11 protein-coding genes, 1 tRNA gene and 1 pseudogene are annotated in these 12,941 nt (G+C 70.9%); 5 read left to right on the top strand and 8 right to left on the bottom strand.

Annotated elements, in window-relative coordinates; translation table 11 throughout:
• Positions 1 to 1,591: benzoylformate decarboxylase (mdlC, locus tag C1I93_RS22065; protein ID WP_111245204.1), on the bottom strand; the 1,591-nt coding region annotated here is incomplete at its 3' end.
• 280 nt (positions 1,592 to 1,871) lie between these two features.
• On the opposite strand from mdlC, the gene C1I93_RS22060 reads away from it, so the two are divergent.
• The 3 genes from C1I93_RS22060 to C1I93_RS22050 all read left to right on the top strand — a co-directional run bounded on the left by C1I93_RS22060 (position 1,872) and on the right by C1I93_RS22050 (position 3,626).
• The gene (locus tag C1I93_RS22060; RefSeq protein ID WP_111245206.1) at positions 1,872 to 2,462 is read left to right on the top strand and encodes a YqgE/AlgH family protein; all 591 of its coding nucleotides are present in this window, start codon (positions 1,872 to 1,874) and stop codon (positions 2,460 to 2,462) included.
• Positions 2,463 to 2,558: 96 nt separating this feature from the next.
• Positions 2,559 to 2,631 (top strand) — tRNA-Ala (locus tag C1I93_RS22055).
• Between the two features lie 740 nt (positions 2,632 to 3,371).
• Positions 3,372 to 3,626, top strand: coding sequence for a type IV toxin-antitoxin system AbiEi family antitoxin domain-containing protein (locus C1I93_RS22050; RefSeq protein ID WP_181445279.1), 255 nt, complete (start codon positions 3,372 to 3,374; stop codon positions 3,624 to 3,626).
• A 428-nt stretch (positions 3,627 to 4,054) separates the two neighbouring features.
• Here the strand turns inward: C1I93_RS22050 and C1I93_RS22045 are convergent.
• The 6 genes and pseudogenes from C1I93_RS22045 to C1I93_RS22020 all read right to left on the bottom strand — a co-directional run.
• Positions 4,055 to 4,252, bottom strand: a pseudogene (locus C1I93_RS22045) (sigma factor-like helix-turn-helix DNA-binding protein); the annotation flags it as partial.
• Between the two features lie 152 nt (positions 4,253 to 4,404).
• Positions 4,405 to 6,657 (bottom strand): heavy metal translocating P-type ATPase, encoded by a 2,253-nt coding sequence (locus tag C1I93_RS22040; RefSeq protein WP_258378322.1) that lies wholly within the window; start codon positions 6,655 to 6,657, stop codon positions 4,405 to 4,407.
• Positions 6,654 to 6,839 (bottom strand): heavy-metal-associated domain-containing protein, encoded by a 186-nt coding sequence (locus C1I93_RS32665; RefSeq protein WP_249412368.1) that lies wholly within the window; start codon positions 6,837 to 6,839, stop codon positions 6,654 to 6,656. Before C1I93_RS32665 ends, C1I93_RS22040 begins: the two co-directional genes overlap by 4 nt.
• 155 nt (positions 6,840 to 6,994) lie before the next feature.
• Positions 6,995 to 7,765, bottom strand: coding sequence for a hypothetical protein (locus C1I93_RS31720; RefSeq protein WP_181445278.1), 771 nt, complete (start codon positions 7,763 to 7,765; stop codon positions 6,995 to 6,997).
• A 182-nt stretch (positions 7,766 to 7,947) separates the two neighbouring features.
• On the bottom strand, positions 7,948 to 8,160 hold the full coding sequence (locus C1I93_RS22025) for a hypothetical protein (protein WP_111245199.1): 213 nt from the start codon (positions 8,158 to 8,160) through the stop codon (positions 7,948 to 7,950).
• 173 nt (positions 8,161 to 8,333) lie between these two features.
• Positions 8,334 to 9,047 carry a YcnI family protein gene (locus C1I93_RS22020; RefSeq protein ID WP_181445277.1) on the bottom strand — a complete coding sequence of 238 codons (714 nt, stop codon included), beginning with the start codon at positions 9,045 to 9,047 and terminating at the stop codon, positions 8,334 to 8,336.
• Between the two features lie 450 nt (positions 9,048 to 9,497).
• On the opposite strand from C1I93_RS22020, the gene C1I93_RS22015 reads away from it, so the two are divergent.
• Together C1I93_RS22015 and C1I93_RS22010 are read left to right on the top strand one after the other, a co-directional pair.
• On the top strand, positions 9,498 to 10,790 hold the full coding sequence (locus tag C1I93_RS22015) for an MFS transporter (RefSeq protein WP_111245197.1): 1,293 nt from the start codon (positions 9,498 to 9,500) through the stop codon (positions 10,788 to 10,790).
• Positions 10,787 to 11,878, top strand: a complete 1,092-nt coding sequence (locus C1I93_RS22010) for a hypothetical protein (RefSeq protein ID WP_146603553.1) — start codon at positions 10,787 to 10,789, stop codon at positions 11,876 to 11,878. Before C1I93_RS22015 ends, C1I93_RS22010 begins: the two co-directional genes overlap by 4 nt.
• A gap of 10 nt (positions 11,879 to 11,888) precedes the next feature.
• On the opposite strand, the gene C1I93_RS22005 is transcribed toward C1I93_RS22010, so the two are convergent.
• Positions 11,889 to 12,941: acyl-CoA dehydrogenase family protein (locus C1I93_RS22005; protein WP_111245195.1), on the bottom strand; the 1,053-nt coding region annotated here is incomplete at its 5' end.

Here is a 12,941-nt window from a genome sequence, read left to right as displayed (position 1 = left end):
GAATCGGGGGGATGGCGGGGTGGATGGGGATTGCGAGCACGGTCGGGCCGTCGGCGCGTAGCGCGGTGTCCAGCGTGGTGCCGAGCTGGTCGGGCGTCTCGACCACGGTGCTGGCGCAGCCGTAGCCGCGGGCCACCGCACCGATGTCGAGACCCGGTAGGTCCAACCCGGGTACGCCGGGCGTCTGCTTCAGCTCGGCGAACGCCTTGAGGATGGCGTACTGCTGGTTGACCGGGACCATGATGACGAGTGGCAGGCGCAGTTGGGCGGCGGTCCACAGGGCCTGCACCGAGTAGTGGAACGAGCCGTCGCCGATGACGGCGACCACCGGCCGGTGCCGGCCGGTGTCGCGTTGGGCGAGCGCGATGCCGACGGCCGCCGGCAGGCCGTAGCCGAGCCCACCGCTGGCCATGGTGAAGTACGAGCCGGGTCGGGTGAGCCGCAGCCGGCGGCGCAGCGCGGACAGGTTGGACGGTGATTCCTGCACCAGCACCCCGTCCTCGGGCCAGTGCCGGGCCAGCGCGGCGAAGAGCGCGTCGGCGCTGAGCGGGACGGAGTCCTCCACCGGTGCCGGTTGGGCACGGGCCGGTGGTGGTGGCCGGTCCGCGGCCGGCACCAGCTCGGTGAGTGCGGTGAGGGTGAGCCCGGCGTCACCGAGCAGGCTGTCGCCGACCGGGGCCCGGGCCGCTTCGTCGGGGTCGTCGGTGACGTGCAGCAGCCGCGTGCCGTCGGGCAGGGTGTCGCCCGGTACGTGCGGGTAGTAGCGGAACACCGGGGCGCCGACGACGAGCACCGTGTCGTGTCCCCGGAGTTGCTCGGCGAGTGGCCCGATGGCGAAGGGCAGCACCCCCTGGAAGTGCGGGTGGTCCTCGGGGAAGGTGGCCCGCTCTGGCGCGGGTGCCGACCACACGGGCGCGGCCAGCCGTTCGGCCAGGGCGATTGCGGCCGGCCAGGCACCGGCCCGGTCCACGGCGGCACCGAGCACCAGTGCCGGCGTGCGACTGCTCGCCAGGGTGGCGGCGAACCGGTGCAGCCGCTCCGGGTCGGGCGCGAACCGGGTGGACACGGTGCGGGCCGCTGGTGGTGGGTCGGCCGGCTGCGCCCAGTCGTCGAGCGGCAGGGAGAGGAAGGCCGGGCCCGCCGGTGGTTGGACCGCGGTGGCGTACGCCCGCATCAACGCCGCCGGTACGTCCTGCGCCCTTACCGGTTCGTGCGCCCACTTGACGTACGGCTGGGGCAGTTCGGTGGGGTGGCGGGCGGCGAGCCGGGGTTCCAGCAGCAGCATCTCCCGGGTCTGCTGGCCGGCGGTGATGATCAGCGGGGTGCGGTTGTGCCAGGCGGTGACGATGTTGCCCATGGCGTTGCCGGTGCCCGGCGCGGTGTGCAGGTTGACGTGTGCCGGCTTGCCGGTGGCCTGGGCGTACCCGTCGGCCATGCCGACCGCGGATGCCTCCTGGAGCGCGAGCACGTACCGGAAGTCGTCGGGGAACGCCTGGAGGAACGGTTCCTCGGTCGAGCCGGGGTTGCCGAAGACTGTGGTCATGCCCAGCGAGCGGAGCAGGTCGTAGGTGATGTCGCGGACCGTAGCCATCGCCCCTGAATCTAACCGGGTGACTCGGGCGTAGCGGGCTTTTCGGCTTTGCCGGCTTCCCGGCTCGCGGACTCGTCCTGACCGCTCGTGTCCGCGTGCACGCCGGTGACCTGCGCTCCCGGTGCCGTTGCCGATCATCCGGCGGTTGGGCCATCGCCACGGTCGTGGACGCAGGCTATGGTGCGAGGCATGGCAAAGACAGCGTGGATGGCGTCGGTGCGACCGACCGTCCCCGGTGGTGACCGGTTCCGCCTTCCGGTGCACGACTGACGGGCGTGTGATGCAGGGAGAGGGGCAGGCGATCGGCGGGCGGACGACCGAGTCGATGACCGGGAAGCTGCTGGTGGCGACGCCGGCACTGAAGGACCCGAACTTCGACCGTACGGTCGTGCTCCTGGTTGCGCACGAACCTGGTGGCGCGCTCGGCGTGGTGCTCAACCGTGCCACCGAGGTGCCGGTGGCGGACGTGTTGCGCGAGTGGGGCGACCTGGCCCGCCACCCGGCCGTGTTGTTCGAGGGCGGCCCGGTGCAACCCGACTCGGCGATCTGCCTGGCCCGGATGCGCCCGCCGGTCCGCCGGCTCAAGGGCTTCCACCAGGTCTCCGGTGCGGTGGGCACGCTCGACCTGTCGGTCGACCCGCACCGGCTGCGGGAGAACGTCCAGAGCATCCGCGTCTTCGCCGGGTACGCCGGCTGGGGCGCGGGGCAGCTGGAGCAGGAGATCGAGGACGGCTCCTGGTTCGTGCTCGACGCCCTGCCCGGCGACGCCTTCGTCGACCGCCCCGACGACCTGTGGCCGATGGTGCTGCGCCGGCAGGGCGGCATGATGGCCGCGGTGGCCCACTTCCCGCCGGACGTGGCGCTGAACTGACCCGGCCGGTCGGCCGCGCGGGCCCCCGCGATATGACCATGCCGGTGCGCCTGTGTATAGTTCTCCCCGTGCCCGGGCGACCGGGTGCGACAGCAAGGGGCCGTGGCGCAGCTGGTAGCGCACCACACTGGCAGTGTGGGGGTCAGGGGTTCGAGTCCCCTCGGCTCCACCCTTGTTTGCGCAGGTCAATCGGCATCAGTCATCGACTGGTGCCGATTGTTCGTGATCTCGTGGTCACAGCCGTGGTCACCCAGCTCCCCACACTGCACTTCGACGACGAGTGTTGAAACGTCCGAAGAAGTCGCCTCTGACCAGGGGCTTTTGCTGCTCCTCGGGGTGTGCGAGATGCCTAGGTCGGAATGTGGGGCGCGGAACCGTGTAGTACAGCGGTGCCGGCTCGTGTCGCTGCGTACGGATCGGTCGCTGGGCTACCCGCTCGACGCCTGTCCGGGCGGGGGCCTCCTCCGGCGGGTGATCGGGGCTTAGCGGCTGCCGCCAGCGCCGTCTGCGTTGATCTCCTGCACCCGGTGCTCTCGCCGGGCGAGGATCGCAACGACCGGATGCTGCTCACCTTGGCCCGCGAGGTGGTCGCCGCTTGGTGCTCTCGCCAGGGCGCGGGTCGTTAATAAACATCCCATAGCGGGACGAATGCTTCGCGCTCCCGTGGATATGGCTGGTCTGCCGTGTGGCACCCAATCTCAGTGGCGCCATGAGCTTCATGGCTGGCGAGGCGCGGCGGGATTGGCCCTACCCCGCGTGATCGCTCAGGGGGCTGCGAGTGAGGTCGCTGGATCGCGTTACTGTCCAGGCGCGTCGATCGGTGAGCAGTAGCGTGCCTTAGGGGTACGGTTCTGCACACGAACATGCCAGATGCCCAGTGCGCACTAGCGTGTCGTTGCGCTAATGCGCATGACTCGCTCGCTGCTGGAAGAGCTCGTCGACGTGGCTGTCGATCAGCATGGTTACGTGCGCACGCGAGACGCCACCGCGCGGGGCATCGATGGCGCCAACCTGCGCGAGATGGCCGCCCGGGGGCGCTTGGAGAAAGTTGGCCGAGGGTTGTACCGCGTCCCGTTCCTTCCTCGGGACGAGCATGACGAGTACGCCGAAGCGGTCTTGTGGGCCGAGGGGCGCGGGATCATTCCGCACCGGAGTGATGGGTGACTACTACGGGATCGTCGCTGCCGGGACCGAGGGCGATTTGGAGCACTCCGAAGAGCAATTGAAGGGCTCCGATCAGCGCCAACGCCGTCTGGAGCAGGACGACGAGCCGGTTGGTCGCGTACGTGCGGAAGCGAGTTGCCTGCGGCGACGCCAGGGTGGGGGTGTCGGAGTGGGCAGGAGGAAGCACCGACAACCGGGGTGTATGGACGACCCCGTCTGACCTATCGAACCAGTGCTGGCAGGCGACGCAGTTGCGCAGGTGCCGCCGGGCTGCCCCGCGTTCTGCGGAGGTAGTCTCGTCGGTAAACCCGCAGCCTAGGGCCCTGCGATGAATTTCGCCTCCCACAGATCACTAGTCGTCTCTTGCCGGGCGCTGGTTCCGGGTCGTCGTCGATGGTCCGGATCGTGGTCTCTGCAGATCCGTCGGTTCACCCCGCGGTGTCCCTATAGCCGCGGTGGTGCGGTGTCTGCCGGTCGCCGAGTGCCTCGACCAGTTCGTTGCGAGCCGGTGCGATGCGTGACCGAATGTCACTGATCGTGCACTGACACGCCTCGGCGGCTTTGGCATAGGAGAGGCCCAGTACCTGGGTGACGACGAACGCCTCGCGCTGATCCCATCGCAGGGCACCCGACCAGATGGTCGAGGCCGGCGTCCTGGTCGGGGCGGTAGCGTCCGAGGTTGCATTCGCCACCGGCGCGGCGCTGGATGCTCACCGAGGTACGGCCGTCGGCCACTATCGGATCAAGGTCGACCGGATTTCGTGACCGTTCGGGTACGTCAGCATGCTCTCGCTTCTGTCTCCGCCATTTCGACTGTGCCTGGCACGGTTGGCTGCCACCGCGACAGGCGCAGGCTGTTCAGGACGACGAGCAGGCTGGAACAGGCCATCGCGGCCGCCGCGAGCATCGGGTTGACCAGGCCGATTCCCGCCAACGGGATCATCAGGATGTTGTAGGCGAAGGCCCAGAACAGATTCACCTTGATCGTGCGCAGAGTCGTGCGGGCCAGGGCGAGCGCGTCGACGGCGGCGGTCAGGTCGACCGTGCCCGCGGTGGCGCGTACCAGTGTCACGTCACTGGCCTCGATCGCGATGTCACTGCCGGTGGCTATGGCGATGCCCAGATCAGCCTCGGACAACGCGGCGGCGTCGTTGACGCCGTCGCCGATCATCGCCACGGTGTGCCCGTCATCGCGGAGTCGGCGGATGGTGGCGGCCTTGGCCTCGGGAGTGACCCCGGCGATGACCTCGATCGGGCCGACCTGATTCGCGATCGCGCCGGCGGCAGCCGGGTTGTCGCCGGTGAGTAGGACGGGGCGCAGGCCCAGTCCCCGTAGTCGGGCGACCGCCGGTAGTGCGGTGTCCCTCAGGCTGTCGGTGACGCCAATCCAGCCCAGCCATCGCCCGTCGCATGCGACATGGACGACGGTGTCCGTAACCGGAGTCGGCGTGTCCACGCTGATACCCGCATCGGCCAGGTGCAGGGTGTTGCCGACGACGATCTGTTTGCCGTCGACCATCGCGCTGGCGCCGCGGCCCGGTACGGCGCGGAAGTCGGTCACGGTCGGGCTGTCGGTGCCGCTGTGCTGTCCGGCGGCGATCACGATGGCCTGGGCGACAGGATGCTCCGCGTAGCTCTCGACGGCGGCAGCGGTGCGGACTATCTCATCTCGGCGGACACCGTGGGCAGGATGGACGCCGCTGACCCGCATCCGGCCTGTGGTCAGCGTGCCGGTCTTGTCGAAGACGACGGTGTCGATGCGGCGGGCGGACTCCAGCGCGGCGGCACCGCGGATCAAAACGCCGAGCTGCGCGCCGCGCCCGGTGCCGACCAGCAGCGCCGTCGGGGTGGCCAGCCCGAGTGCGCAGGGACAGGCCACGATCAGCACCGCGACCGCCACCCCCACCGCGGTGGCCGCCGGGGCGAGAGCCAGCCAGCCTGCGAACGTGGCCAGCGCCAGGACCAGCACGAACGGAACGAAGACCCCGGCGACTTCGTCGGCGAGGCGCTGCACCCGCGCCTTGCCTGCCTGGGCCTGCGCCACCAACCTTCCGATCTGCGCCAGCCGGGTGTCCTCACCCACCCGCGTGGCGCGGACCACGAGCCGGCCCCCGCTGTTGATCGTCGCACCGGTCACCGCCGAACCAGGGCTCACCTCGACCGGAACGCTCTCTCCGGTGAGCAGTGCGGCGTCGACGGCGCTGACGCCCACCTCCACCACTCCGTCGGTGGCGATCTTCTCGCCGGGCCGCACCACGAAGCGGTCCCCGACCCGGATGTCGGCAATCGGCACCCGCTGCTCCTGGCCGGACGCGGTCAGCAGAGCGACGTCCCGGGCCCCGAGCTCGGCGAGTCCGCGCAGCGCGGACCCGGCCCGCGACCGGGCCCGCGCCTCCAGCCACCGTCCGGTCAGCAGGAACGTCACCAGCGCCGCGCCCACTTCGAAGTACAGCGCGTGGTCGTGGCCACCGAGTAGCGCGAAGGTCATCCGTACCTCCGGCCCTCCGGCAGGAGTCGCGACGAGTGCCCACGCGCTCCACAGGTACGACACCGATGCGCCCAGCGAGACGAGCGTGTCCATGGTGGCGCTGCCGTGGCGGGCGTTGCGGATCGCTGCTCGGTGGAACGGCCAGCCGGCCCACCCGACGACCGGCCCGGCCAGTAGCGCGACGACCCACTGCCACCAGTCGAACTGCCACGCTGGCACCATGGACACGGCGAGCACCGGCGCGGTGAGCAGCGCGGCGGTGACCAGCCGCCGACGCAGCACCTCGTCGGTGTGGTCTCCGGCCGAGGCGGGACCGTCCGGCAGCGGCGGGCGGGCGGTGTAGCCCATGGCGACGATCGTCGCGACGAGATCCGAGACCGGCAGTGACGGCGGATGTGTGACGTCGGCGGTGGTAGTGGCGAGGTTGACCGTCGCCCGCACCCCGTCGATGCGGTTGAGCTTCCGCTCGATCCGGTTGGCACACGCCGCACAGGTCATCCCACCGACCGTCAAGCGCGTCAGGACGAGTTCCGTCGTGCTCACGAGACGACTCCCGCGAGATCGAAGCCCGCCTCGTCGATGGCACGCCGGACGTCGTCGCTGTCCAGCGTGCCATCGCTGCTAATGGTCACCTGCGCGGCGGCCAAGTCGATCTCGACCTCCCGCACTCCGGGCAGCGCCGTCAGCCCGGCGGTGACGGACTGGACGCAGTGACCACAGGTCATACCGAGGACGTGATAAGTCGAGCGCACGGAGAAACCTCTTTCGGGTGAATGAACTCGCGCAGCAGGCGAGGAGACAGCGGGCGGCACTTGCCCTGTGCCGACGGTGGACGAGCGCCGCAGCCTGTCGGGAGGCGCGGGACGTGTCCGGCTCCCGCTCATAGTACGACCCGCACACGGGATCGGTTCATCACATTGTGTGCAGACTCGTCATGATCCGATCGTGCGGTGGACCTGGTCCCACAGTCGTCCGCGGCGGATGTCGCGTTCACGGGTGGCGAGGGCGGCCTCCACCACGTGCGCGTCCAGCATCGGCAGACGCAGGCAGAGGGCGGTGTGCGCGGTACCGGCCCGGTGCCCGGCCTCGGCACGGGCGCGGCGCAGGCGCGGCCGGGCAGGTGGGCCGAGGACGCCGGCACCGCGCGGAACAGGGCGGCGAAGCCGGCGGACGGAAGCACGAGCTGACCGCGCGGGCCCGACAGGGTCGCCGGATGCTCCCGCAGCAGCGCTGCCACCGCGTCCCCGACGGCCGCCTTGGGCGCGCCGATCAGGTCCGCACGGGCCGCGACCGCCATCCGTAGCCGCGTACCCAGCAGGGGGCCGGTGAACGTCGCCGGCATCGAGGGTGACGGCGGCGACCAGTACGGTTCGAAGCGGATCGCCCCGTCGTCGTGCAGGTGGACCCCGGTCGCCTCGGGGAGGGCTGTCGTGCTCCGTCCCGGGCGGGAGTCGGCCGTACCGGTGGGGGACAGGTGCAACCGCTGGACTCCCGTGACGTCACCGGCGGCGTACGTGCCGTAGGGAGCGCGGACGAAGGTCAGGAAGCTGCCCGGCAGCCGGGCCACCGCACCCAGGTCGTACCGACGGACGGCATGCGTCACCTGCTCGGTCAGGACCCGCTGCGACAATGGGCAGACGCCGAGGAGCACGACCCGAAATCCACAAACGTCCACCTGGCGCAGGGCGTGCCGTGGCCACCTACCAGTGAGCCACGGCGTGCCACGTACCGGATCCCGCACGACCCGGTCCGTCGTCGCCGTCGCGGTGGCACCTGGCTCGGGCCGGTGAGTGCATACCCACCAGGGGCCCGGGGCGTCCGGTTGGTCGACGCTCAGGCGTTGGTCGCGTCGTCGAGCGCCCCGGCCCGCGCCAACTCCACTATGTCCCGCAGTTGCCCGCCGCTGAGGCGGATGGCGTTACCGAAGTCGTCGGTGATGACGACTCGCTGCTCCGCCGGTGCCTGCGGGTCGACGTACAGCTCGGGGCAGCCGCAATTGCAGTTGCCGCAGAGAGTGAGGATGTGCACGAGGTTCTCTTGCGCCATGTCTGCCTCCCAAGGCTTGACTGACGGCCACGCTAGATCCAGGTCTGCCCAGGGGGCGCTGCACAGATGTTCCTTTGCCGGCCCATGCTGATATCGCCGCTGTGGGGAACTGCGGGATCTGTTGGGCCGACCAAAGATGATGGCAGGCAGCCGGCAGCCGTGGTGGCTGCCGGTCATCGCTGGGGCCGGCGGGTCGCGAGTGCCCGGTTGAGTAGGCCCAGCAACAGCGCGGCGACCGCGACCACCAGTGCGGCGATCCCGATGCCCAACGCAGCGGCAGGGGACCGGCCGTCCACCGACGACGGCCCGCCCGCGATCGGCATACCGTGTTCGTCGACCGTCGCTGCGGCGGACCGGTCGAGGTACACCACGACAGCAGGATTTGCCGGCTCCGCCTCACCGTCGAGGGGCTCCTCGATCCACCGGCTGATCTGGCCGTCCGAGTAGGTTTGCAGGGCCTTGAAGACCATCCGGTCGCCGGTGTCCGGTAACGGGCCCAGCGACACCCGGAACTCCTGGAACTGATCGCCGTCGACCGCGGCCTCGTCGCTCAATGCTGTCCAGGTGATCGCGGAGACCGCGTCCGTGGCTGGTGCGGCGTCGGTGATGCCTGATGCGGTCCGTTCGACCTCCGCCCGCCATCCGGCGAGCTTGTGCACGGCAGCGGAACTGACGGCCGCCGTTGGGGGAATGACGAGCCGCAGGCTGACGGTGCTGGCATCGGCCCGCTCGTTCGGCACCCGGAAGGTCAGGGTGGTGAACGAACCGGGCGCGACCTGACCGGGCGTGACCGAGACATGTGCCTGCGCCGGACCTGCCGGCAGCGCCGCCACCGCCGCGCCCACGACGGCGGCCAGGAGAAGCCGGCCACCAGAGAGTCTGCTCATCTCGAAGATCCTCCCGCCAGGGTGCTGGACACCAATCGCGACAACAGCTGAAAGTCGGGGCCGCAGGAGGTTCATCATGACGCCCGCTCACGGCACCGGAGGAGGGAGGGCCGACCGGCGGTGAGCCCGGCCGTCATGTCCTCGCTGTGCCATTCAGCCAGCGGATCCCGACCACGGTGGGAAACTCCCGCCCCGACGGCCGGCCGCCAAAGCGCCCGCGCTGAACTGGAAGCGCCGTAGTTGCGGCGATGGCGTCAAGGGCTACGACTCTATGACTGGGCCGTAGCATCCCTACCCGGCACCGCCGAGGGATACGGCAGGCGCTCGTCGTCACCCAGGGTCTGTCCTACGCTGGGGCCGCTGCCGCGCGGTCCGTCGTCGTGCAGCGCCAAGGGGCGGGCCGGGGTGGAACCAGCCGAGCCTCCCGTGCGACCAAGTTGCGGCTGGACGATGCTCGCGGCCTGCCACCCCCCCAGGGGAAAGGCCCGAACGCCGTGGCGCGCGGCCGTCGTTCATCACCAGGTAAGCCGGGTGAACGGAGTTGCGATGACCGTCCAGGCCACGTTGGCGACGGCTACAGGGCGATGGTGGATACCGGCGGGTATGGCCACCGCGGCGATGGCGACCTCGATGACAGGGCTGTACGCGATGTCGGCCCTGGCGCCGTTCGTGGTGTCGGAGTGGGACCTGTCCCGGGCCGCGGTCGGTGCGCTGGTGACTGTGTCGTTCGGGGTGGCCGCAGCAGTCTCGCTGGTCGCTGGCCAACTGGTCGACCGTTGGGGAGCCAGGGCGGCGGTGACCACCTTGTGTGCCACTGTCGCGGTCGCGTTGCTCGGTGCGTCCACTTCGGCGACCTACGGCTGGTTGCTGGTGGCGGTCGCGGTGGCCGGCGTCGGTCAGGCCCTCGCGAACCCTGCTACGAACGTCCTGGTGAACCGAGCGGTGCCCGGGGATCGTCGGGGAACGGCGATTGGGATGAAGCAGGCTGGGGTGCAGCTGGCAGCCTTCGGCTGTGGGATGGTACTGCCGGTGGTGGCGGTGACCGTCGGCTGGCGAGGAGCTCTGCGGTTGGCCGCAGTGGCGCCGCTGTTGGTGCTGCTCGCCGCGTGGTGGTACACGCCCACTGCCGCCGGGCAGCAGCAGGGTGGGCGGTGGTGGCGGTTGGCGGCGCCGTCGGGCTGGTTGGCGTGGCTCGTCGGGTTCTCGCTGTTGTTGGGCACCGGGTTGGCGGCGGTGAACACCTATCTGCCGTTGTACGCGACGCAGCGGCTCGGACTGGACGCTGGCGTCGCGGGCGGGCTGTTGGCGGTGTTCGGGGTGACCGGGCTGGTGGCGCGGGTGTGGTGGGGACGATGGGCCGATCGTTCGCCGGAGGTGCTCGGTGCCCTGTCGCTGCTCACCGCAGCTGCGGTGGCTGGTGTCCTGCTGGTGTTGCTCGCCGGTCCGCTCTGGAGCGGGCTGGTGTGGATGGGTGCTTTGGTGGTGGGCGGATCCGCGACGGCGGCGAACGCCGTGTCGATGCTGGCGGTGCTGCGCTGCGGCGAGGCGGTGGCGCAGGCGTCGGGTCTGGTGTCACTGGGATTCTTCTCCGGATTCGTCGTCGGTCCCGCGGCGATCGGATGGTGTGCCGACGTCGCCGGTTGGGAAGCATCGTGGCTCGTGGTGGGCGTGCTGTTCGCGGGCGCGGCGGTGGTGGCGCGACGGGTCCGCACCGCAGGTACGGGGCGGGCGGCAACGCGGTGAACGGGTCAGCGGCACCGGATGACGGGGCGGAACCCGACGGTCAGGGGACGACCGTAAGGCTGCGGGCGCTGGCGGCGTTGCTGCGTCGGGTCACGGTGGTCGCCGAGGATGTGGGAGACCGGTTCCCGCTGTACGCGGACCCGTCCTCGGGCAGGTGGAAGACGACTCGGCGGGGATCGTGGACCGGCGGATTCTGGGCGGGCTGGTGGTGGCTACGGTCGGAGGCGACCGGACATCCGGGCGACCTGCGCACCGTACACCGGTGGTGCCGGCGCCTGCTTCCCCGCGCCAGCGACGACACGGTAACCCGCGGCATGACGTTCTGGTACGGTGCCGGAGCGGTCGCCGCGGCTGGTGGCGACCCGGTCGCTCGGCAGGTCGCCGACGCCGGTGCCGTGGCGCTGGCCGGTGCCTTCGAACCCCGGCGCAACTTGATTGTGGTCGGCAACGCCTTTCAGGCGAGTGTGACCCCGAAGGCGGCGATAGACGCGCTGGCCGGGACGGTGCGTCTGCTCGGATTCGCCGCCGACAACGGCCGCCCCGATATGGACAGCCTGGCACTCCGGCATACCCGCGAACACGTCCGTCTGTTGGTTGGCGGCGACGGCCGGGTAACGCCCGAGGTGGATCTGTCCCGTCCGGTCGATGGCGAGGGCGGGGCCGGCAGTTGGTCGCGTGGGCAGGCGTGGGGGGTGCTGGGCCTGGCCGCGGCGGCCCGTCGCTGGGACGAGTTCGTCGTGCCGGCCCGCCGGGCCGCTGGGTGGTGGTTGGAGCAGTTCGGCGCTGGCGTCCCGCCGGCTGTCCTGGGGCATCCGCAGGGACCACGGGACACCTCGGCGGCGGCGATCGTCGCCGCGGGTCTGCTCGATCTGTCGACGGTGACCGGCGAGGATCGGTGGGCTTCGGCGGCGGGGTCAATCGTCGACCGGTTGATCCGCGGTCATCTCGACGACGAGGGTGTACTCCGGGACGGCTGCTACGACCTTGCCGCCGGGGTCGGGATCCGGCACGAGTTGGTGTGGGGAAGTTTCTTCCTCACCGGGGTGCTGGCGACGCTCACCGGCCGGACACCACGCTCCCTGTGGTAGCCGGGCCGGGTCAGTGGCGCTCGGCGAGTAGGCGGCGGGCGACCGTGGTGATGTGCAGTTCGTCGGGGCCGTCGAGGATCCGGGCGGTGCGGGCGGTGCGGGCGAGCATCGGCAGTGGGGTGTCGTCGGTGAGTCCTTCCGCACCGTACACCTGGATGGCACGGTCGACGACGGCGTGCAGGGCGCGGGCGGTCACGACCTTCGCGGTGCCCACCGCGACGCGGGTGTCCCGGCCGTCCACAAGTGCCGCGACGGCGGCGTGGGTGAGTGCCCGCGCGGCGGCGATCTCGGCGTGGCTGTCGAAGACGTACGCGTGCAGTAGCTGTTTGTCGGCGAGCGGTCCTCCATGGGTGTGGCGGTCGGTCATCCGGGACAGCATCAGCGCGTAGGCGCGGTGCGCCTGGCCGAGCCAGCGCAGGCAGCGCAGGGTCCGGCCGACAGCGAGACGCTCACCCACGATGCGCAGCCCCTCGCCCGGCGCCCCGAGGAGGTGGTCGTCGGCTACCGGGATGTCGAGGGCGATCTCGTACTGGCCACCTGCGCCGAGCACGGGAATCTCGCGCCGGATCCGGTAGCCGGGGGCGTCCGTGGGCACGACGAAGAGGCTGAACGCCCGTCGGGGGTCCCCGCTGGTGGCGGTCCGGCACACCACTGTGGTGAAGGCGGCGCTGGCGGCGCGGGAGGTGAACCACTTGCGGCCGGTGATCCGCCAGCCTTCGCCGGTGCGGGTGGCGGTGGTGGTCAGCGCCGCCGGGTCGGAGCCGGGGGCACCCGGCTCGGTCATCGCGAAACTCGGCCCGCCCCGACCCGCCAGCATGGGCAGCAGGTAGCGCTCGCGGATGGTTTCCGTGGCGTGCCGGTCGAGCATGGTGGCGTCCAACAGCAGGTCGGACCCGAGCGCGGTGGGCCCGAAGTCGGATCGGCCCTCCATTTCGGCCAGCGGCGCGTACTCGGTCAGGTCGAGGCCGCCCCCGCCGAGGTGCGTAGGCAACGGCAGTGCCCACAGGTCGGCGTCGCGGGCGGCATCCTGCAGGGCGGACAGCACCGCGGCACCGTCGGGCCC

Origin of the sequence: Micromonospora endophytica, assembly GCF_003236305.1 — a bacterium.
In the GTDB taxonomy this organism is placed as follows: Bacteria; Actinomycetota; Actinomycetes; order Mycobacteriales; family Micromonosporaceae; genus Micromonospora; species Micromonospora endophytica.
Note: the sequence above shows the minus strand (reverse complement) of the source record. Positions and strands in the feature narration are given on the sequence as shown.